The organism is Pseudomonas triclosanedens (assembly GCF_026686735.1).
GTDB classification, from domain to species: domain Bacteria; phylum Pseudomonadota; class Gammaproteobacteria; order Pseudomonadales; family Pseudomonadaceae; genus Pseudomonas; species Pseudomonas triclosanedens.
In genome coordinates, this window is the sequence record NZ_CP113432.1 from 4,005,395 (window position 1) to 4,027,096 (window position 21,702).

18 protein-coding genes, 1 other RNA gene and 1 pseudogene are annotated in these 21,702 nt (G+C 55.5%); 6 read left to right on the forward strand and 14 right to left on the reverse strand.

Annotation, left to right across the window (positions count from 1 at the left end):
- Positions 1–263: 263 nt before the first annotated feature.
- Positions 264–881 carry a recombinase family protein gene (locus tag OU419_RS18540; RefSeq protein WP_254476096.1) on the forward strand — a complete coding sequence of 206 codons (618 nt, stop codon included), beginning with the start codon at positions 264–266 and terminating at the stop codon, positions 879–881.
- Positions 882–1,095: 214 nt separating this feature from the next.
- Here OU419_RS18540 and OU419_RS18545 read toward each other — a convergent pair whose 3' ends face one another.
- Genes OU419_RS18545 through OU419_RS18560 form a run of 4 tightly spaced genes read right to left on the reverse strand, consistent with a single transcriptional unit; the run spans position 1,096 to position 4,125 of the window.
- Entirely contained in the window at positions 1,096–1,647 is a 552-nt protein-coding gene (locus tag OU419_RS18545) for a hypothetical protein (protein WP_254475822.1), read from the reverse strand.
- Positions 1,640–2,227 (reverse strand): hypothetical protein, encoded by a 588-nt coding sequence (locus tag OU419_RS18550; RefSeq protein ID WP_254500560.1) that lies wholly within the window; start codon positions 2,225–2,227, stop codon positions 1,640–1,642. Before OU419_RS18550 ends, OU419_RS18545 begins: the two co-directional genes overlap by 8 nt.
- A gap of 58 nt (positions 2,228–2,285) precedes the next feature.
- Positions 2,286–2,975 carry a retron Ec48 family effector membrane protein gene (locus tag OU419_RS18555; RefSeq protein ID WP_254475826.1) on the reverse strand — a complete coding sequence of 230 codons (690 nt, stop codon included), beginning with the start codon at positions 2,973–2,975 and terminating at the stop codon, positions 2,286–2,288.
- A complete protein-coding gene (locus OU419_RS18560; protein ID WP_254475828.1) occupies positions 2,956–4,125 on the reverse strand; it encodes a reverse transcriptase family protein in 1,170 nt (389 codons plus the stop codon). The genes OU419_RS18555 and OU419_RS18560 overlap by 20 nt, the downstream gene beginning before the upstream one ends.
- A gap of 380 nt (positions 4,126–4,505) precedes the next feature.
- Between OU419_RS18560 and OU419_RS18565 the strand changes: the two genes are divergently transcribed.
- Positions 4,506–5,066: a recombinase family protein gene (locus tag OU419_RS18565; RefSeq protein WP_043266679.1), complete on the forward strand. Its 561-nt coding sequence runs from the start codon at positions 4,506–4,508 to the stop codon at positions 5,064–5,066.
- Between the two features lie 72 nt (positions 5,067–5,138).
- On the opposite strand, the gene OU419_RS18570 is transcribed toward OU419_RS18565, so the two are convergent.
- From OU419_RS18570 to OU419_RS18580, 3 genes are read right to left on the reverse strand one after another with little or no spacing between them, the layout of a single operon-like run.
- A complete protein-coding gene (locus OU419_RS18570) occupies positions 5,139–8,321 on the reverse strand; it encodes a type I restriction endonuclease subunit R (RefSeq protein ID WP_043266681.1) in 3,183 nt (1,060 codons plus the stop codon).
- A gap of 15 nt (positions 8,322–8,336) precedes the next feature.
- Entirely contained in the window at positions 8,337–9,614 is a 1,278-nt protein-coding gene (locus OU419_RS18575) for a restriction endonuclease subunit S (protein ID WP_081884542.1), read from the reverse strand.
- The gene (locus OU419_RS18580; protein WP_254500561.1) at positions 9,611–11,137 is read right to left on the reverse strand and encodes a type I restriction-modification system subunit M; all 1,527 of its coding nucleotides are present in this window, start codon (positions 11,135–11,137) and stop codon (positions 9,611–9,613) included. Before OU419_RS18580 ends, OU419_RS18575 begins: the two co-directional genes overlap by 4 nt.
- Positions 11,138–12,844: 1,707 nt before the next feature.
- Here OU419_RS18580 and OU419_RS18585 point away from each other — a divergent pair.
- The 3 genes from OU419_RS18585 (at position 12,845) to rnhA (ending at position 15,103) form a co-directional block, all read left to right on the forward strand.
- Positions 12,845–13,465 carry a hypothetical protein gene (locus tag OU419_RS18585; RefSeq protein WP_043266682.1) on the forward strand — a complete coding sequence of 207 codons (621 nt, stop codon included), beginning with the start codon at positions 12,845–12,847 and terminating at the stop codon, positions 13,463–13,465.
- 3 nt (positions 13,466–13,468) lie between these two features.
- Positions 13,469–14,413: a hypothetical protein gene (locus OU419_RS18590; RefSeq protein ID WP_254475830.1), complete on the forward strand. Its 945-nt coding sequence runs from the start codon at positions 13,469–13,471 to the stop codon at positions 14,411–14,413.
- Between the two features lie 204 nt (positions 14,414–14,617).
- The gene (gene rnhA / locus OU419_RS18595; RefSeq protein WP_043266684.1) at positions 14,618–15,103 is read left to right on the forward strand and encodes a ribonuclease HI; all 486 of its coding nucleotides are present in this window, start codon (positions 14,618–14,620) and stop codon (positions 15,101–15,103) included.
- A 72-nt stretch (positions 15,104–15,175) separates the two neighbouring features.
- Here rnhA and OU419_RS18600 read toward each other — a convergent pair whose 3' ends face one another.
- The 3 genes and pseudogenes from OU419_RS18600 to ffs form a co-directional block, all read right to left on the reverse strand.
- Entirely contained in the window at positions 15,176–16,159 is a 984-nt protein-coding gene (locus OU419_RS18600) for a site-specific integrase (protein WP_254475832.1), read from the reverse strand.
- 366 nt (positions 16,160–16,525) lie between these two features.
- Positions 16,526–16,660: pseudogene (locus OU419_RS28930) on the reverse strand (DUF6538 domain-containing protein); the annotation flags it as partial.
- An 82-nt stretch (positions 16,661–16,742) separates the two neighbouring features.
- An RNA gene (gene ffs, locus OU419_RS18605) (signal recognition particle sRNA small type) lies at positions 16,743–16,839 on the reverse strand.
- A gap of 227 nt (positions 16,840–17,066) precedes the next feature.
- On the opposite strand from ffs, the gene OU419_RS18610 reads away from it, so the two are divergent.
- The gene (locus OU419_RS18610; RefSeq protein ID WP_254475834.1) at positions 17,067–17,393 is read left to right on the forward strand and encodes a fimbrial protein; all 327 of its coding nucleotides are present in this window, start codon (positions 17,067–17,069) and stop codon (positions 17,391–17,393) included.
- Positions 17,394–17,399: 6 nt separating this feature from the next.
- On the opposite strand, the gene OU419_RS18615 is transcribed toward OU419_RS18610, so the two are convergent.
- The 4 genes from OU419_RS18615 to zipA form a co-directional block, all read right to left on the reverse strand.
- Positions 17,400–17,777: a hypothetical protein gene (locus tag OU419_RS18615; RefSeq protein ID WP_254475836.1), complete on the reverse strand. Its 378-nt coding sequence runs from the start codon at positions 17,775–17,777 to the stop codon at positions 17,400–17,402.
- Positions 17,778–17,832: 55 nt separating this feature from the next.
- Positions 17,833–18,111: an HU family DNA-binding protein gene (locus OU419_RS18620; RefSeq protein ID WP_254475838.1), complete on the reverse strand. Its 279-nt coding sequence runs from the start codon at positions 18,109–18,111 to the stop codon at positions 17,833–17,835.
- A gap of 36 nt (positions 18,112–18,147) precedes the next feature.
- Positions 18,148–20,535: an NAD-dependent DNA ligase LigA gene (gene ligA, locus OU419_RS18625; protein WP_254475840.1), complete on the reverse strand. Its 2,388-nt coding sequence runs from the start codon at positions 20,533–20,535 to the stop codon at positions 18,148–18,150.
- Between the two features lie 87 nt (positions 20,536–20,622).
- Positions 20,623–21,513 carry a cell division protein ZipA gene (zipA, locus tag OU419_RS18630; RefSeq protein WP_254475841.1) on the reverse strand — a complete coding sequence of 297 codons (891 nt, stop codon included), beginning with the start codon at positions 21,511–21,513 and terminating at the stop codon, positions 20,623–20,625.
- Positions 21,514–21,702: the final 189 nt, after the last annotated feature.

The following is a 21,702-nucleotide window of genomic DNA, read 5'->3' on the forward strand; positions in this document are numbered from 1 at the left end:
TCACACTGATCAAATCCTCATTTCTCGTGGGCGTTCCCACAGCCGCACTTCAATCGAGATAACCCCTCACATCCCTCTCTTATCCAAACCACCATTTCTGGTGGCTATTGCTCAGAACTGAGAAGTTAGGCCTCTCGTTTGAGTCTACTCATACAAGATGCCGATAACTGGTGCGGAAACCCTATCATTCACCAGTTGATATAAAGCCAAACGATAGATTATCATTTGTCTATGCAAATTCATGACAAAGGATAAACTTCATGATCAACGCCCATCTCTACCTTCGAGCTTCGACGGACGACCAAGACGCCAACCGGGCTAAGCAATCGTTAATCGCCTTCGCTCAAGAAAAGGAAATGGCCGTTGTCGATGTGTACGCAGAGAACATCAGCGGCACCAAGCTGGAACGTCCTGAACTGTTCCGCCTGCTAAATGCTGCTCAGGCTGGTGACGTGCTGCTAGTGGAATCCGTAGATAGGTTGTCGCGTCTCTCTCAGGCCGACTGGGAGACTCTGAAGGGTGTTATCAAGTCGAAGGGCCTGCGGTTGGTAGTGCAAGACTTGGGCACGACCCATCAGCTTGTCACCGACAAGGGCATCACCGGGCAAATCATGGATGTGATCAATGGGATGCTGATCGACCTAATGGCAACGATGGCTCGTTTGGATCAAGAGAAGCGAGTGGAACGAATCAAGCAGGGCCTTGAGAATAAACGCCAGCGTGGCGAGAAGGTAGGCGGGAAAGGTCGCAATCAAGAGAAGTGGAACAAGGTAGCCGACCTGCTCAAGCGTAACGGCAACACGATGGAAGAGATTGCAAAGCTGGCTGATGTCGGCATTGCTACTGTCTATCGCATCAAGAAAGAGCTATCAGAGGGTTAGGATCTTGCCTGATCCCCCAAGAGTCGAAGCTACAGCCTCTAGGGGGCGCTCTGTGCATCGATAGGTAGAGAGCCGCACCTATTCCGCCATATTTTGAAATCACGCCAAAACGCAAAATAGAGGCATCTACGAGCGAGCTTGATACCGCCCCACCCTTGCTAGAAGCATATAGAAAATCAGAGTAAAAACCCATCAAACTAAGCGAAGGAGCAGTCTATTTCTCTCTACGTTTATCCCAGAACTCTCGCATCAAGCTTATCCTCTCAACACTAATTTTTTCTGATTGCTTTTTAGAAAAGCCATTCTCCCTCAGAGATTTAATCGTCCCCTTGAGCAATATGTCATTCCACTTCTCGCGAAAAGAAGAGGGCACGACCTCAATAAGAACGCGAGGATCATGATACTTTTCGCTTACGCGATCACCTGGCACTCCAGATTGTATGTACAACCCACTATTTCTTATTATACCTTCAATTAATGCTGCATTTTTTATAGCATGAAGACCCAGAACAAATTCAATCTCCATCGGTCTTAGAGTTTTAATTATAAGACCAATATCCCAACCAAACCTAGTAGTACCCCACTGAGTCGAAACATCTCCCGCCGGCCGCCCCTGGTGAGCAATTAAATACTCCGTTATATCCGGCCTTCTTCTTGCATCAATTATCACTGATGGTAACGGTCTACCATCGGCCATCGTGGGGTCTATAACAATTCCATCCGATATTATATCAAGAAATTCAAATTTAACCGTACGACTAAACAACCCGATACTCCTTAATAAGATAAGATTCCACCTGGGCAAGATTTTCCGAAGCATCTACAACCCGTACGGTATATTTCTCAATCCTACCAAATTCCTTAAGCGGCACATCTAACAAAAACAGGCCCCACCCAGCAATAGCAGATTTATCTGCAATATCCATTGGCAGCTCAATTGGAGTTACAGAGTGACCCACAATTGAATCCCTTAATGCCAGATCATGCTGAAGAACAAAGCATCCAACACTGCCGTCTTTCCGAAGGAAGGTAATAGCCAAGTCCAAACGGTGCACCGAGTTCTTTATTCTTGACTTATTTCTAATCTCAATATTGAAAGCAAAAATATACTTACCATCTTTTGGCACATAGTTAATCCCCTCAACCAGATAAAGAGAGAGATTATCTTTCTGCAAAAAATGCGCCTCTTCCGCAATTGCTGTAGCTCGCCCAGCTACAATGGCGCTCTGTCTAGCATATAGAGCTGCCAGAATAGCTATCAGAAGAGACAGGATAGAAACCGCTCTCTCTACGGTCCAATCTATAGATGTTAGATATTCAATCATATAATTTAAAAAATCTTTCATCCCTCATGTGAAGAGCAGAGAAGCGCCTTGTGGATTCGGGGTTCTTTCAGAGACTCTGCTAGGAAATTCTATAGTGTCTCTCGCCGGAAAGTTTTATTTCCAAATCCGGCATCGAACTATTGATAAAATCCAAGAACCCACACACTCGCACCTCGTCCTCAAAAACGTTACGGGATGCCGGCTCTTCAAATTCCAGATAGAGCCCTAAAAACATCTCATACATCAGAACTGCATGCTGCCTTTTGTCAAATCCCCCCTCCCCAAAAGACTTGCTGATCCTTTCCATAAATTGCTCTAACACCTTAAGTTTCTTTCTGTATTCAACTGAAACGGCAAACACTGCCACATCCGCTTGCGGATAAATCAAAAAATAGAGCCCTCGCTTTTGCATCAGCGACATGGATATACGGAACTCCTGCGGGGCCGACTCAACAAAGCCACAGAACACTTTAAAATGATCAGCCCTTTCCCTAGTAACTCTAGAGTAAATGCTTTCCGAATAAGTCTTCAGCGCATAATACACACCCAGTATCGTGGCTAACGCTACACAAACCTCAAGCGTGCTTTTAAGCAGCCACAAGGAATTTTCAAAGTGTGCTTTTGCAAATCTTATACACTCTTCAGAAAGACAAAACCGCAACCCCTCCCCCTGCGATGAATTATACGCAGAGGCAACCGAAAGAGTTAAGCCAAGGAGAAACAAAACGAAAACAAGGAAAAATGGAACCCTAATGCTCTTTGCGCTCATTATATGTCGGCCTAATATCTAACAATGCCCGCCTCATTGCTTTTGCTTGAGCAAAATACGTTCTCTGAACGAGATTCAGCCTATTCTGCAGCCGATTATATCTCGCATAGTAATGATAGGTATCGAGCGCCACCGCAGCGTCTGCCACAACACCATCAAAGAGGCCGACACATCTATAAAGATCTTTCTTCGAAGGTAGAGGCAATATACCCTTGAGCACTCTTCGATACCTACTGTACTTAGCATGCCCCACCCTTTTGAGCTTATTAACACGCCCCGACGTCCGCTCAAACAGCCGTCGATAATCGGGAGAAGTTCTAGAGTTTGGCTGAGAAGCAAGCACCTCTAACTGCCTTACTGCTGCACGGATATTATTAACTTCAACCTGTGGCATTTGCGGTGTTGGAAAGTTAACTCGCAAGCCGTGAACTTTTACATGCGTATTCCCTTGGTAATGTACGCCACTTTTCCCCTCGTTTAATGAGAGTCCTTTCCCCTCAATCATCCCTCTAATACGCGACTCAACTCGTGAGAAGTCATAATTAGCCCTTATCGACGACACAGTAATATCATCAACAAGTCGAGTATACTTAAGTCCCTCACGAGAAAGCTGTCGAGCCAGCCTAGGCTCTTCCTTGTAGAAGCACAAATTCGCCAAATGACTTGACGTCGACGCACCTTGCGGGACAAAACCGTTCAGAGTACAGATATCTGTTAGAGCATCAGAAACTTCAGGAGAGAAAGAAAAGAAATCACTAAAAACATCTTCCACAACAGATGATTCGATGTGGTCAAAGAATTTTGTTATATCAATCTTAAGAACACTTTTCGAAAGGCAATGAACCTTAACGCAACTGATATAGTCGCGAGGAAAGTCAGGATCACTTATAGAACCATAGAGATATTGTGGATAACGAACCAACTCCGCCAATATGCTCTTCTTTATCTTTCTTTGTATTTTTCTAATTAAAGAATGCGGGCGATATACAAGCCTATCACCACCATGAAGCCGGTGAGGCGTATAACGCTGATCTGCGGGCAGGTTGAGAGCTTGGTATAAAAGCTGCTCTTCGATTCGAAGGGCACTAGCCAGATTGGCTAAGGAGGAAATGGAGTTTTCTGTCAGTTTTACAAAGTCGAACTCATCCATAAGCGACCTATGAGTAGGGTATCGACCTGACTTCCCCGAACGGGGCCGCAGAGCAGAGCTGTTTGCATCAAGACTACCCTGAAGAATCTGCCTCCGCTCTGCAAGTCAGGCCGATCACTGGGGGTCTACTGTCGGCCCTAGGCAAAATCTTGGGCCGCCCTCCCACTTGGCGCTGCAAGCAACACCGCCGACTGGAATCCAATCGGCAAACTTCGGGCTTTTCAGTCTTGAGTGTCACAGTTGGGTGGTACACCCTGGCGTTACACCACCCCACCCTCCGCCTCCCCCCGCCTTCACGTAACGTATGGGTTGACTTCAGGTTATGTGACACTGATATTTTAGTGACACACCCATTAGTTACACCAATAGGAGGCCTCGACATGGCAGACATTGCCTACCTGCGAGTAAGCAGCACAGACCAAGACACTGATCGACAGCTGGCGGATTCAGGCCTGGAGTTCCTCCGGGTTTTCAGCGACAAGGCGAGCGGGAAGGACGCCTCTCGTCCTGGCCTGACGGATCTGTTCAAGGCTGTTCGCCCAGGCGATACCGTCCACGTTCACAGCATCGACCGGCTGGCGAGAAACCTTCGAGACCTCTGCGACATCGTCCAAAGGTTGACCAGTGATGGAGTATCGGTTCGCTTCCACAAAGAGAACCTCACCTTCCGCCCGGATCAGGAAGACCCGTTCGCCAAGATGATGCTTCACGTCATCGGAGCATGTGCGGAGTTTGAGCGGGCGATGATTCGAGGGAGACAGGCCGAGGGAATTGCGAAGGCGAAAGCCAAGGGCATCTATAAAGGAAGGCCCGCGAGCATTGACGCAGCCCAGGTGGTGGAGCTACTGGACTCAGGACTGGGGGCAACTGAAGTGGCACAACGTCTGGGCATCAGCCGCCAGTCCGTCTACAGGCTGGCAAAGCAGGGAGCCACTGCCTGATTGCAGGAGGCGTCGATGACTGGTGGGGCGTATTTGTTTTTTCGCTCCACCATACCCCTCAAGGCACCAGTCTCACCGAACAGCCGAGTACACACTCTCACCAGCCCCGTAGTAACTCGTGAAGATATGATGGAAGGCTAGCTCGCACTTCTCGTTGTAGATGCCCTCGTCGTAGCTTTCAGGCAATCCACGGTCGAAGACAATCTCAAGGGTACGCCGCACATCACTCCTAGCCCTGTCCTTCTTGCGCCAATCGAGAACCAGCTTCTCGGACTTCAGTGTCTCCAGAAGCTCCTTGCAGACCTTCTTCACCTGCGCCCTTTCCTTCTCTGCAAGCTCAGGCACTGGCTTGGTCAGGATGTCGAACAGAGCCAGCTCTTCCTCCGAGAGGTTCTCGCGGATAGCCCGTTGATCCTCGATCTGCAGATCAGCAGTGAGTTCCAGCAACTGCTTGAAGAACACCTCAATGTTCAGGCTGCCTGAGTTATACGCATCGATCAGTTTCTGGAACTTCTCCATGAAGTCCTTACGAGTGGGGTTCTCGGTCAGCATGGTTTCCAGCTTCATGCTCAGCAAGGCCCGGAGCTTCTCGGCCTCGGTGCGCTTGCGCCCCTGATTGAACTTCTCCTTGAGTTTCTCGAAGTCGATCTTGCTGAGGTCATGCAATGGCTGATCATCGCCTTCCTTGATGATGTAAGGCACCGGAGCAATGGAACGATCCAGCAAATCCTCGACCTGCTGCATTACCTCGGAGATGTCGACGGGAGGAGCCAATGCCTTGATCTTCTGGGCAATGACAGAGATCAGCACAGCGTCAGGAGCAAGCTCATTGGCATCTGGATCAGGAAGAATCGCTCGATAGACCCGAGACACAATCCTGGCCTGACTCATGAAGCTGTTCTTGATTTCCTCATTGGCAATGAGTTGCTCAACAGCATCGTCTAGCTTGGCCACCTTCTCGAAGCCTTGAGCATCCTTGATGGCCTGTGCATTCACACCATGCTCGGACAGGAACGTGATCCCCCTAGCAAGCAGGTGCTTCAAGTACTCGACCAGCTCGGCTTTGTTCTTGATCGGCTCACCCTCACCACCTTCACCAGAAGAAGCCCCACCATAGATCGCCAAGGCTTCCTGCAGCTTACGGAAGACACCCACATAGTCGACGATCAGCCCCGCTTCTTTACCAGGATACTTCCGATTGGCCCGAGCGATGGTCTGCATCAGGGTGTGGTTCTTCATGGGCTTGTCGAGGTAAATGGTCGAGCAAGATGGCACGTCAAAGCCGGTGATCCACATGGCACATACGAAGACCAAGCGCAGGGGATCCTTCGAGTCCTTGAACTTCTCGCCCAGGTTCTCCTCGTTCATGCGCTTACGGTGCGGAAGAATGTCCAGCCCCTTGTCGGCTAGCTCCTTCACTTCGTTCTGGCTCTGGGAGACAACCACAGCCATATCGGTCGATGTCATCACCTGAATCTTGTGCTGCAACTCCTCCTGCTGCTCCTTGGGAGCCTTTGCGAGCTGAGCCTTCAGATCAGCTAGATACGTCTTCCAGTGATCTTGAACCTTGTTGTACATGCGGACGGCGGTGGCCTTGTCGATGCATACCAGCATGGCCTTGCCCTGGTAACCACGACCAACGAAGTGGTTCACCAGATCCTTGGCGATGGCCTCAAGGCGATCCTCTCGGGTGATCAGGTGGTACTCACGGGCGAAGACCTGCTCGACTTTGCGCTCCTGCTCCTCATCCAGCTCGGCCTCTTCGAGTAGCGCCGCCATGTCCTCGTTGAGGTTGTCGTTGATGAGCTGCATCTCGGGAATGCGGTTCTCGTAGTACAGCGGAACCGTGGCACCGTCAGCGATGGACTGGCCGAAGTCATAGACCGAGATGTAGTCACCGAAGACCTCTTTGGTCTTCTCTTCGCCAGCCATCAGCGGCGTCCCGGTGAAGCCCAGGAAGGCGGCATTGGGGAGTGCCGTCCTCATGTTCATGGCCAGGGTGTCGTACTGGGAGCGGTGAGCTTCGTCGGTGATGACGATGATGTCCTGGCGATCAGAGAGCTTCGGGTAGACCTCGCCCTTCTTGGTGCCGAACTTCTGGATCAAGGTGAAGACGTAGCGGTGATCTTCGCTGAGCAACTGCTTGAGATGAGCACCGCTGGTAGCATGTGCCTCGACCTCACCCACAGCACCTGTAGCGGCGAAGGTCTTGTAGATTTGCTCGTCCAGCTCGTTGCGGTCAGTGACGATCACGAACGTCCAGTTGCCTGGGATCTTGCGCAGGATCTTCTGAGCGAAGAAGACCATCGACAGAGACTTGCCTGACCCTTGGGTGTGCCAGAAGACACCCAGCCGCCCAGCCTGATCCTTGGGGCGATCCTTCGTACGCCAGACCTCAGCAATGGCTTTATTGACCCCGAGGTACTGGTGATTCTTGGCGATCTTCTTGATCACACCACCAGCCACGTCCTCGAAGACGGTGAAGTTCTCGATGATATCCAAGATCCGCGATGGCTCACCAATTCCCCTGATCGCCGTTTCAAGGGATACAACGCCTTTCTCCCCCTCATCGTTGATCCGCTTCCACTCGAACAGATGCTCCCAGGGCGAGAAGGTACTACCCACCACCGTCTGAGAGCCGTTCGACAGAATCAGCGCGCCGTTGTAGGTGAAGAGCTGGGGGATGACGGTGCGGTAGTCGGTGAGGTTGTCATCGTAGGCGGCCTTGAGCGTCTTATGCGTCGCCTTCAACTCGACGAACAACAACGGGATACCGTTCACGAAGCCAAGCAGATCAGTGCGTCGGGTGTGGTAGTCCCCCTTCACCCAGAACTGGGAGGCGAGGAAGAAGTCGTTCTCCTCAACATTGCCCCAGTCGATGACCTTGGCCACCTTGAGCGTGTTATGCCCGTACTCATCGTTAACCGAAACAGGCACCCCATCCTTTAGCAGCCGGTAGACCTCCTGATTGGCGTTGACCGGCAGCAGCTTGGAGCGATCTCTGGTCAATTCCTCGACCACCAGGTCGATGGCCTCACTAGGCAGATCAGGGTTCAGGTTGCCGAGCGCAGCCCGCAGACGCCCCTCCAGCACCACATCCTGCTGGGTCTGGCGACCTTCGCTGGAGGAACTACCGGTCCACTCTGCGTAGAGGTTTCCGGTTTCCCAACCGAGAGACTCGAACAGCGCGATGGCTGGCTGCTCGACCAACGTGTCCTCGGAATAGTCGTGCGAATGCGGTGCTGCTGGACTCATGCGCCTGAACTCCTTTTAGGTCGGCATGGGGATATCGGATACGTCGATCTCACCGGAGATTAGCTTGGGAAGGAGCAGGTCTCTCTGGGCTCGAAGGTTAGTGTTTTTCTCCACTAGCTTACGGCATAAGCGCATCAATGGGCTTGCTATAGCTAACCATGCTTCTTGAAGACCTTGATCCGGAAGCACAATTTGGAACTTTCTAAAGTCCTTCAGAATTATCCTGGGAATTGCAACACCAGAAACACAGCCTTTCATTCGAGCGATAGTTTCAGGGTGCCTAAGCAAACAAACCAAGAGATCCGACACAGACTTATTGGCCGGGCGAAGAATTGCAATTGATGACAACAAGACCAAATCCTGATCTTTCTCGACCGAAAAGATGTGCTTTAGGTAGCTTCCATCCTTCGCAACTAAAATATCGCCAACCATCGGCTTGCAATTATTCCTTACAAGCTCATCATAATCCGATTGAGATATCCTTCTGCACTTAGAGACATCAACACCCCAGTCATGCATGTCTTTAACCGAAGCCATGGGCATCCCAGTCTCTGCAGTTGGAGGGCTTTTATGTGCTCCATCAGTAATCAGGTCGCAGACTTCTTCTAACTTAACAACACCCCACCCTTCAGGAATCAACCCAAGCTCACTCTCCTTGAACTCCACCTCCTCGTGCCCCGGAAAGCGGAACTGAACGAACCACTCCTCATACAATCGCCGCGCCATTTCTTCGAGGATCTCGATGCGGCGCGTGTTGTTTTCGATGAGATCGTCGTAGCTTGTTATAACTATTGAAATCTTCTTCTGAACAGCCACAGGCGGCAACAAAAATCGAAATCGCTTAATATCCCTAGCGCTTATATGCGGGACATTGACGCCAGTTAGAATGGAGAGTACATAATCGGTAAATCCTGGACTTCCGATTATGCAACGCAGATAATCGGTCTGAAGGGTTTTAGCACCTCGCAGACGCGCGACACGTTGAACCAAGAGCGCAGGAGTGTCACTACGCTTAATCCTGGCATACTTCAATCCAGCGCTAATCCAGGGTCGATCCATCGCGAGAATTATGTCGCCTTCCCTAAGATGAAACGCATCGTATCTTTGGTAATCAGCAACAGGCCATCTTTTGGCCTTATCCCAGCGCAACTCTCCTTGAGCAACATTGTCGCCACGCAGTAAGCGCACATCGTTCTGATCGTCTGTATAACCCGCGCTTTTAAATGGATACCCCGCTACCAAGTCAACATAGTCTTCTAGATTAACCTCCTCCCAAGAAGTCTCTGCAGTCATGCGGATGCTCCATCTAGGATCACTGCAATGTTATCTGCGACTTTGGATTCAAGCTCTCGGGCTTCGGCATTCAGAATTTCCAACTCTTCAGCCAGTTCTTCTAATCGCTCTGTGAAGTCCACATCCTCGGCTTCCCTTGCAGCAGCCCCAACATACCGCCCAGGGTTCAGCGACCAACCCTGCGCCTCAATCTGCTCGCGAGTCGCTAGTTTGCAAAGCCCTGGCACATCCACGTAGCCGGCAAGCAGCCCTTTTTCAGCAAGCAACTCAGCGCTGCCTTGCTCCAGTTCCGGCGCTTCGCCTCGATAAAGCCGCACGATGTTGGCAATGAACTCGATCTGCTCAGGCTTGAAGTCACGGTGAGCCCTGTCGACTTGCCGGTAGATGTGACGAGCATCAATGAACAACACCTTATCTGCTCGCTCTGCATCATTCTCTTTAGCCCGGTCGAAGAACCACAGGGTGCAGGGCAGGGTCACGGTGTAGAAGAAGTTCGAGCTTACCGAGACGATCACATCAACAGCGCCGGTCTCGATGAGCTTCTGGCGGATCACTTGCTCGCTGCCTCGGGCATCACCCGCCGAGTTCGCCATGACGAAACCAGCACGCCCGCTCTTGTTCAGCGATGCGTAGAAGAGCTGGATCCAGAGGTAGTTGGCGTTGTCTGTCTTTGGTGGGCCAAAGGGGAACCGGAGATCTCCCTCCAGGCGCTCTTTGTCGACACCCGACATGTTGAAGGGGGGGTTGGCCATCACGAAGTCGAAGCGGCCGCCCTCACGTGTAACGGCTTCGTGAGGATCTTCGTAGTAGGTGTTCGCCACACGCACATCGCCAGAGAGGCCATGCACTGCCAGGTTCATCTTGTTCAGGTTGACGGTGACCTGCTCTTTCTCGGTGCCAAAGACCGAGATCTCCTCCATCGCCGTCTTGTGATGTCGCGTCACGAAGTCAGCCGAGTGGGTGAACATGCCGCCAGAACCGCAAGCTGGGTCGAAGATCCGCCCGTGGTAGGGCCCGATGATTTCGACGATCAGCTTCACGATTGACTCGGGAGTATAGAAGACGCCGCCTTTCTGGCCTTCCTTCAACGCGAAGTTGCTCAGGAAGTACTCATAGATCTTGCCGAACGCATCGCCGCTAAGGTCAACCGGACCGAGCAGCTTTATGAGTTCCAGAAGAACCTTGTTACCAAGCTGGATGTAGTTCCGGGGCAGCGCGCCTCTGAGACCGATGTTCTCTTCCTCGATGGCCTTCATCGCATCGTTGACGGCAAGACCGATAACATCGCCTTCGGTGAGGGTCTGCAGGTAAGAGAAACGAGCCTTCTCAGGAAGGAAGATGACGCCCTCAGCGAGATAGTCGTCCTTGCTGACCTTACGGCGGCCTCCAGAACCAATTGGCCCCAGCTTTTCTTCAGCCGCGGCATACATCTTCTCGGCATACCGCAGGAAGATCAGCCCCAGGACGGGGACCGAAAACTCAGAAGGCTTCAGCCCGGTGTTAGCCCATAGTTGGTCGGCCACAGCCCACAACCGCTTTTCTACATCTCCGCTGACCAACGCACATCTCCAATCGCAGCCAAAAACGTGCGCGGAGCTTACTACAGCAGGGGATCGTTCCGTCAGAAGCACGCAGCCCCAGCGAGGCTGGTACAAGCTCCGCCTGAGACACATTCCATTGGCCATCAGGCAGGATTAAACGGCCCCGCGACGCATTGCAGCATCCCCACCAAGACTCCGTCGTGCCTGTACGAAGGCCTCACGCTCAGCTCTCTCAGCCACCGGCACCGTGCGATGCAAGTTCGCAGCAAGATCGACGACGTTCGAAAAGGGCGCACTTATGGAGGAGAAGGCTCTTCCACGATCAAGGCAGAAAGCGCCCCCACGGACACCTTCGCTGCCGATGACATACCGCTACTTTGAGCTTCAGGCATGTAGAACCGATAAACGCATCCGACTACTGGATGGCAGTTCGACGGAAGAGAACCTGACGTTGCTGGCTGGGGAGGTGATGGCCCCCGGTCGAGGCATGGCTACCTGTTGATCTGACAGGGTGATAGTGGATGGCAAAGAACAACTAAAGATTGATCTACAGTCACTTCCTTCACCAATACCTTCATCCCATAACCTTCCTTGAGATGAAACCCTTGGGACTCAATCATCAAGCTGTACTTGTGGACCACCAAAGCTAATCCGATAGGTTCGCCGCAAGTTCAACTTGATGCACTCCGCTCAACGAGGTCGAGACCAGTTTCGAGGTTGAGTGTGGAATTGACGAATCCAACCCCACCGAGCCATCCGACAGAAATCACCGTCAGGTCCTCGTGTCGGGAATTGTCTGCAACCGCCATCTTCATCAACCACGGCCTTCACCCCAACCCAAAGGTCCAGCCTAAGTTGCCTCTATAGGCACCCCTTTCAGCTCCCCTGCTATCGCTGCATCACATCAGCCACCGCCCCAGCCAAGTAGCCACCTAGGAACCTACTTCGCCCAGGCCATGGCCCGTGCGTTGCTCAGATAACGGGGGAGCCATCGTTCCGCCAGGAACATCCCTTCGCAACAAACCGCAGCTTCCCTTGCTGCCTCGTTCAAACCCAGCCCGTTTTGTCCAGCCGTTCGAGCCGTCCATGTTTCCCAAGTAGGTGGGAGCTGGTGGCGTGGACGGAAGGGACTCTGACGGCTGCACAAAGAGGAATACCTACACCATGAGGTTACATATTGCGACCGAGCTTCTACCTGAGCTGATCCAGCTCCACTTGCAACTGGAGGCAGCCTGAACATGCGGCTTATAGAAATGCTCTTCGTCATCGCAGCGACCCTTTGGCTCGTCATGCCGCTGGCCTACTTGCTTCTCATCCAGCTCACACTGGGCGTGAAGCTTACCGTGCGGAATAAGACATCTCGCGGAGGCAATGAGCATCAGGGTAGTAGCCAGTTCCGGGCCAGTTCGGATTAGGGCGCACTTAAGGAGAACAAGGCTTTGAAACCAGGGGTTGCACTACGACCAGCAATCCCTGTCCTCTGTTTTTAGCCCCCAGAGTTGTAACGACAACGCCGCCTGTTTTTCCCCGAGATCGGCCCCGTCTCATCTTTGAGACTGGAATCTACCTCTAGCCCAATAACTCCGGGGCCAGTAACCGCCCTTCTATATAAGGAAGGAGATTCTCGCCCTTCCTGCAACCCCCTGATTCAGCAAATACCACCACAGAACTCCGAAGGAGAATGTCGCCATGATTCTCTCGTTCATCCATTCGTCATCAGAAAAAGTTGATCTGCCGCTATGCGTTCCCGTGCGGACACGGGACGGTCTCTACGCCATCGACCCTGAAACAGGGTGTGTCATTGATCAGCAGGTAACGACTGGTGCGCTCTCGCGGCGTCACATCAAGGCACAGGTTGGGATCGATACGCGTTTCCCCACCGAAGCAAGAAACCCTGAAGAGCTGTTCGAAGCCATATCCGTTCATGACCCGTATCTTGCAGACCTCAACATTGAGTACGACCGGCTTCTTGGACTGCTTGATGCCGGACACTCTGTCCTGGCGGTCAAGGTCTTTCGCTTCATCTGCGAGCGACTCGATGGTTGGAACTACTGGTTCGGTCGAGTAGCTGAACTGCTCACCGAGTTCGATGAATGCGGTCGAGCGAGCGTCTATCGGGCTTGGTCTTCGCTTCAGCCGATGCTGGTTAGAGCTGAGCCCGTCCGCAACCTGGGAACGCTAAGGGTGCGCGTCAACCCTTGGTACGCATGGCGAGGCGCCCGATACCTCCAGACTTCAGCAATCAGTAACTGGTATGCGGCAGCCGCTGTGCAGTTGTCCTCGATTGAGCAAGAAGTGATGGAGGGCTGATCGATGAAGCATGAGCAGATGAAACTGGGGGATTCACCCTGCAAAGCCAAGCAGCGCATCGCCGACGACATACGCCAGCGGGTGCTCGATCTGCGCCGGAGTCATTCCCTCCGCGAGGTTGCTGCAATGACCGGGCTGTCGCTCGGAACAGTGAAAACCCTGGTTTCACGATCTGGGAACTTCCGCGATAACGCCAAGCACCGAGAGCTGTTCAGCTTACCGCCGATCCGCGAGAGCGAAGAATCCCTGCCAAGTGTGCCGGAGTTGCCGCCCCAAGAGATCGTCACCGGAGATAGAGAGATAGACGCAGTTCTGTGGCTGCATCGGGTGATCGACACTGGCAATGCTGCATTGATTGAGCGGGCTATGGAAGGCGCCAAGAAGATTAAGACACCTCTGCCAGTCTTGCAGCAGCGTTATAAGCAGTACTTGATTGATGCATACCCTGACGAGCCGTTGGCTGCTTTGGGGGCGTATGGGTTCTGTGATTTGGAGAGACTTGCAATCGCAGCAATCGAGCGTCAACGACTGCAAGTCGAGGCTATTGCTCGATTCGGGGACAGGCTCATGAGTGATACGCCCGCTGAAGCGTTCTGTGTAGAAGTGTTGGCCGGGCTGGAGTTCACTGGAACTCACCCTCCGTTTGATGAGGCTTCTGTGGCTGAGCGTTTCAAGGCCCACCCTGAGCTGATACCTCAGACTCTGGCCGACTGCCTACACGAACTGAAGTATTGGGAGCACCTTCATGGGCTTAGGAGCGCATCGTGCAAGGAATATTGCCAGCCGCTTGAGGAGGCGTCTTCGCGGGAGTGGTTCGTGTTCGGCCTACTGGCTGAAATCCGCCCGCGAGACAGAGAAGAGGCCAAGGCTGTCTTCCGCTATCTGATTGAGTGTGGACGGCGTGATGTGATCGGGGCTGATTCAATCCTCGAAAACATCATCAGGTAACCCTACCGACTTCCAAGCCTTTATAGACGCATTGCCAGACGCGCCTCTGGTTTCCCTCCCTGCAGTTTCGCCACTGCATTTCAATCAACACCAGCCCGTTTAGTCCTGCCGCTTGTGTCCGTCTGCGCCGCCCTATGTGGTGGGCGCTGGTGGGCGTAGGCGGTGGCGACCACAGGCGGCAGAACTAAGAGGAAATCCACATTCATGCAACAGCAACGCATCATCCAGATCTTCACCGATGGCGCTTGCCTTCATAACGGCCAACCTCAGGCCCGTGGAGGCTGGGCAGCAATTCTCCGCAACCCTGAGGGGCAAACGAAAGAGATCGCAGGGCCGCTCGAAGGTAACCAGCAGACCAACAACCGGGCCGAACTCACGGCAGTGATCAAGGGACTGAAATCCCTGAAAGTCCCTGCATCGGAGGTCGAGGTAGTGACTGACAGCAAATACGTGAAGAACGGCTGCACATCCTGGCTCCCAAAATGGAAGCAGAACGGCTGGCGAACATCAGATCGCAAGCCCGTAGCCAACTCTGATCTCTGGCAGGTTCTCGACCAGTTGCTGGAAAGGCACAAAGTTCACTTCACCTGGGTACAAGGCCATAGCGGGCATCCCGAGAACGAGCGAGCTGATGCCTTGGCCCAACGAGCAGCCATGGGCGAGCACGTCCAGCGGTATAGCAACGAGTGACCTCAGGCGCCCGAAACTCCACCTAGCCGCAGTCGGCCCTGCACCTGCCTCGCCATCCCTGCCAGCTTGCGATCAACGCAGCCACTGCTCAGCATCGAAGTCGACCATCTCCACCACCGGGGCCAACACCTCGGGCCGGAAGTCCTTTCCGTAGCGGCTGAAGGTGATTCCCCCCGTCTGGTGCCCCAGCAGTCCGCCCACGAGTGCCTCGCTGACGCCCTTCTGCTTCAGATGATCCGCAACGGTGTGACGGAAGCTGTGGAAGTCCTTCTGCTCCTCCCCGTCCTTGAAACCCAGCTGCTCTCGAACCCGAGTGAACCACTTCGAAGGAGCAGCGCTGTAGCCATGCTTCTTGTGGCAGGTCAGTTCAGGGAAGACACGAGCGTGTCCCGCAACACGTTGCTTCTGGATGAACTCCAGGAAGCCCATCGCCTTCAGCTTCGAGTGGATGGGCACCAGGCGTTCAGAGGATGCAGTCTTCAGCTTCTGGTCAGGGCGCGATGCGCGGAAATGGATGCAGTCCACTCCGTTGATGGTAACCACGTCATCGAGGTACAGCTGACATAGCTCGTTGAGGCGAGCACCCGTGTAGAGACCAAGCAGAGGCAGCCAGTACTGGTTGGGCTTCTTCGTATGAACCGAGGTGTAGATCTCCTTCGAGAACAACCGCCGGAGATCCTCCTCGGTGAATACGCTTCGATCCTCGCTGACCTTGCCACGCTGCTTCACGCGCAAACCATCAAAGGGATTCCGCTCGCAGTATCCCTCTCGAATGGCATAGCTGAAGAACGTGGTCAGGTTCTTCACGTAGTTGTTGAAGGTGGTGAGGCTGATGGTGGCGGTTGCTTCCTTGATGATCGTCTCTATGGATTGATTCTTGGGAAGCTGGTTGATCCTGGGAGGCAGCTTGAGGGCGGTCTCCTGGAATCTGCGGGCATCCTTCCGGGTGATCAGGTCAATTGGCAGATCCCCAATGATCCGCACCAGGAGCAAGGCAACTGCTCGCTTGTCATCGAGCGTCTTGGAAGAGACTCCTTCCCTACCCTGCTGCTTCAAGCACTCCTCGACCACCTTGGAGAAGCTAGGAGACGAGCTGGGAGCATCCGGCACCAATCCCACACCTTGATCGGAAGATGCTCGTGTAGAGGCTCTGCGGGGCTTCTGAGGGCTGCCGATCACTTCACCTTGCACTACTTCAGCGTTCGCTATGGGCTGCCCCTGCGGGGGGACGCCAGAAGCGATCCAAACCAGCTGCTGCTGACGAAGCCACGAGGCCCAACTGGCGACTCGCTTTCCGCCCGCCTCCCAGGCACCACGCAGTTGATCAAGGGAAGGCCGAATGCCTTGAAACGCTCGGACATAGAGCTGCTGGACTTGAAGCAGCAACTCTCGGCCACGGATCAGGGCTTCACGCTTACAGCGCGTCTGAAGGGATCTGCGGATCTCGGTGCGACAGAAAAGCGGGCGTATGACTTCGGGCACAACGATCCGGAAATAGAAGATCGAGTGTCGGGAACGCCAGAGGTAGGACGGTAGAGAGTTGCTACTGGAAGGCACGATTGGATCACCCTTTGGATCACTAGCGCGCCAAAGAGCAAAAAATCGTTGAAAATCAAGGACAAAAAACAAATGGAGGCGGCCCCGCCAGCCACACCCCGGCACACGACGTTCCCGCTATGGCTGCTTCCTTCCGGACCTGACCAGGTTAACGGGTAATCGTTGCGGGGGGACCGACAGGGCCACCATCGCGATAACTCGCCAATCGACGAGCCGCGCCATTGTAGCGGCTTGATCGCAAGTTACAAGTACTTCAAGCACTTACGCTCAATCTTAAGCCCATACCTGCAACGTCTCACGAATCCGCGAGAATAGGCCTCACCGCGCCTGGAGACTTGTCCGGCGACACCTATGCTGAACAAAGGAGCCGCCTACCGGCGGCGATTGCCGAGCAAGGAGCGCCAGCATGTCGAATCTCCTGAGCTATACCAGCCTGATCACCCTGCTCTTCTGCGGCCAGGTCATGGCAGAGGGCGGCACCATTCACTTTCGCGGCGCCATCGTCGAGCCAGGCTGCCAGGCTGAAGTGGGCAGCGTGCACCTGGCAGGCTCGCCGCTGCGCTTGAGCGAATGCAACCGTGCAGTGAATCTGCGACTGACCGGACCGCTCGGCACCCAAGCCGGCACGCACTACCGGCTGACCACTGGGGAAGACGGCGCCATCCACGTAATAGCCAACGAAGGTGTTGCCGCAGACGAGCGCCTGGCGATGCTGGTGGCGGAATATCTGTAGCGAGGCCTACTGCGCCTGAATCAGCCCCTCGGGCCGAGGCTGGGTGGACACTTCCAGGTTCGGCCCGATGAATAGCTCCATCTTGCTGTAGCCCGGGCGGCTACTGAAGCTGGCGTACTTTTCCGCCCCCCGGTGGAACTGGAATGCCACACGGTAATCTCCAGAACGCCACAGGCGCAGCGGGAAGGTCCGCGCTTCGCCAGGCTTGATCTCGCCGGCCAAGGTTTCCTCGCCGTTTTCCCTGAAGCTGTAGCTCACCGCCGGCCCGCCCTGCGCTTCATAGCGCAGCACGATCTGCGGACGCTCGGTCCAGGCGACGTACCCACCAAACAGCAGCACCAGCGCCAACACACCCAGCAGCCGCTGCTTTCTTGCCTTGTCCATATCGCTCTCCGCTAGCGGATAGCCCGCGCCAGCAGCGCTGACGCGGGCATTCCCGTCAGTTCAGGCTGTCGACCAGAGCCTTGGCGGGCACCAGGCGCACCGACTTCTTCGCGGCGATCTGAATAGCCTTGCCAGTCTGCGGATTGCGGCCGGTACGGGCGGCGCGCTCGCTGACCTTGAGCTTGCCGATACCCGGCAGGGTCAGCTCGCCGTCGTTCTCCAGGGAGTCCTGGGCGATCTGCGCCAATTGCTCGAAAACGCCGCGAACGGCAGCCTGGGTCAGGTCGAGGGATTCGGCGATATCGCGAACCAGTTGGTCCTTGGTCATGGGCATGAAGTTTCTCCTTGAACGGTTGATCGTGGATTGATGTCAGGCACCCAGTCCGTGGTCGGCCAGCAGCTTGAGCAACTGCTCTTCGTCCATTACCGCGACGCCGAGTTCCTGAGCCTTGGCCAGTTTCGAACCAGCACCAGGCCCTGCGACCACGCAATGGGTCTTGGCCGACACGGAGCCAGCCACCTTGGCGCCCAGGCTTTCCAGCTTGTCCTTGGCGATATCGCGGCTCATGGCCTCCAGCGTGCCGGTAAGCACCCAGGTCTGGCCGGCCAGCGGCAGGCCTTCGACCACCTTGCGCTCACTGCGCCAGTGCATGCCGAACTCGGCCAGCTGCGCCTCGACGGCGCGGGCCCGCTCGACGCGGGCGGCATCCGCGAAATACTCGCGCACCGACTGCCTGGCCTTTTCGTTCACCCCTTTCAGGGTGCTGAGGTCCAGCCAGTCCTGGCTGAGGGTGATCAGTGCTTCGAGGCTGCCGGCTCGGTCAGCCAACTTCTCGGCGCCGGTGGCGGCGATAAAGGGAATGTTCAGCTTGTCGATGAAGCCCGCCAGCGTCGCAACGGCGGCGAACTCGGCCGACACCTCGCCCTCCTCCTGCAACTCGACGCCGCGCTCCAGCAACTGCGCGATCACGCTGCAGTTGTGCTCGTCACCGAAGAAGTTGTGGATCTCGTAAGCCACCTCGGCGCCCACGTCCGGCAGATAGGTCAGCACCTCCGGCAAAGCCTTCTGGATGCGCGCCAGCGAACCGAGCGACCGGGCCAGCAGCTTGGCGGTTTCCTCGCCCACATCGGGAATACCGAGGGCGAAAACGAAGCGCGCCAGGGCAGGCTTGCGGCTGTCGGCAATTGCACCCAGCAGGTTGCGCGTGGAGACCTCGGCGAAGCCTTCCAGCTCGATCACCTGCTCGTAGGTCAGGGTGTAGAGGTCCGCCGGAGACTTCACCAGCCCCCTGTCCACCAGTTGCTCGACGATCTTGTCGCCGAGGCCGTCAATGTCCATCGCCCGCCGCGAAACGAAATGAATGATCGCCTGCTTGAGCTGCGCCTGGCAGAACAGCCGTCCGACGCAACGGTAGATGGCTCCCTCGCTGAGCGATTCCTTGCCCTTGCTGCGCTTGACCAGTTGGGTGCGCTCCACCTGCGAGCCGCACACCGGGCACTGGGTCGGGATTTCCACCGGGCGCGCATCCGCCGGACGGCGCTCGGCCACCACCTGCATCACTTGCGGAATCACATCGCCGGCGCGGCGGATGATCACGGTATCGCCAATCATCAGGCCCAGGCGTGCGACCTCGTCCATGTTGTGCAGGGTCGCATTGGAAACGGTCACGCCCGCCACCTGCACCGGCTTCAGACGCGCCACCGGCGTCACCGCACCGGTGCGGCCAACCTGGAACTCCACGTCTAGCAGCTCGGTCAGTTCCTCGCGCGCAGGGAACTTGTGGGCGATCGCCCAGCGCGGCTCACGGGCGCGGAAGCCCAGCTCGCGCTGGAAGTCGATGCGATTGACCTTGAACACCACGCCGTCAATCTCGTAGGCCAGGCTGTCACGACGATTGCCGATGTCCCGATAGTAGGCCCGGCATTCCTCGACGCCGCGGACCAGCTTCAACTCGCGGCTGATAGGAACGCCCCACCCCTTCAGCGCTTCGAGGATTCCCACCTGGGTACCGGGCAAGCCGCCCCCCTCGACTCGGCCAAAACCATAGGCACAGAACTCCAGCGGACGACTGGCGGTGATCCTGGAGTCCAGTTGACGCAAGCTGCCAGCAGCGGCGTTGCGCGGGTTGGCGAAGGTCTTGCCGCCGGCTTCCACCCGCCGCTCGTTGAGCGCCTCGAAGCCAGCCTTGGACATGAACACCTCGCCACGCACTTCCAGCACCGCCGGCCAGCCCTTGCCCTGCAGGCGCAGCGGCACATTGCGGATGGTGCGCACGTTGGCGCTGATGTCTTCGCCGGTAGTGCCGTCGCCACGGGTGGCGCCACGGGTCAGCACGCCGTTCTCGTACAGCAGGCTTACCGCCAGGCCGTCCAGCTTCGGCTCGCAGCTGTACTCCACCTCGGCACCGCCGCCAAACAGATCGGAGGAAGGCAACTGATCGGCCAGCCCCTCGCGCACGCGACGGTCGAAATCGCTCAGGTCCTGCTCCTCGAACGCGTTGCCCAGGCTGAGCATCGGCACTTCGTGGCGGACCTCGCCGAATGCAGAAGCGGCCGCGCCGCCGACGCGCTGGGTCGGCGACTCGGGAGTGATCAGTTCAGGATGCTCGGCTTCCAACGCCTTGAGTTCGCGGAACAGGCGATCGTATTCGGCGTCCGGCACGCTGGGCTGATCGAGCACGTAGTAGCGGTAGTTATGGTCGTCTAGCTCGCTGCGCAACTGGGCGATGCGTTCGGCAGCGGTCTGGGAGTCGGTCATGCGGAAGCCTCGGACGGCGAGAGGGGCGACTAGAAACACAAAGCCCCAAGGGTGGCTTGGGGCTTGGTAGCGTGACGTGCAGGAAGCTTAGCGCTTCTGGGTCAGGCTGCGGCGCTCGAAATCGATGATGCGCTGGCGATAGTGCTCGATGGTCTGGGCAGTCATCACGCTACGCTGCTCGTCCTTCAGCTCGCCATTGAGCTCCTGAGACAGCTTGCGCGCGGCGGCGATCATCACGTCGAACGCCTGCTTGGGATGGCGCGGCCCCGGCAGACCGAGGAAGAAGCTCACGGCGCGGGTGCTGAACTGATCGATGTTGTCCAGATCGAAAGTGCCCGGCTTGACCGCGTTGGCCATCGAGAACAGCACTTCACCATTGCCGGCCATGCTTTCATGGCGGTGGAAGATGTCCATCTCGCCGTAGCGCAGGCCGCTTTCGAGGATGTTCTGCAGCAGAGCCGGCCCCTTGAAACCACTTTCGTCGCGGCTGATGACATTGATGATCAGCACTTCCTCGACCGGAGCGAGGGGGGCGGACGACGCGGCAGGAGCCGAAGCGGCGGCTCGCTCCTTGTCCTTCTTGCGCTCCTTGGACCTTGGCTTTTCCTTCGGCGCTTCATCCAGCGGGTTCGGGAAGTCTTCCTCATCCATAGGGCCGAGCAGGTTCGGCGCCGGGTCGTCGAGATTCAGGTCGCCCTGGCGCGGCTCGCCGCGACGCTTGCCGCGCGAGTCCTTGGCGCTGACCTTGGGCAGGTCATCTTCATCGAGCAACGGTTCGTGATGCTCAACCACGCGGGACGGGCCGAGCAGTTCGGGATTACTGTCATCCCCATCGTCGGGCTGATTGGCGAAGTGACGATCCAGCTTGAAGCGCAACTTGCCCTTCCCACCCCTCATGCGACGCCAGCCGTCAAACAGAATGCCGGCGATCACGATAAGCCCAATGACGATCAGCCATTCGCGCAGACCGATATCCATCTAATCCCGTAGCCCCTGAACAAAAATGATGATGATGAAAAAAAGGACATCCTATCCCTTGAAACGTGGAGCCAACTTCATGTTCTGACTGATGTTTTCCACGCGATACAAAAGTAAGCGTTAAGCTAACACGCTCACACATAACTTTACACTGTCTGAGGCGATACTCCGCCCTGGTCTTTGCAACTT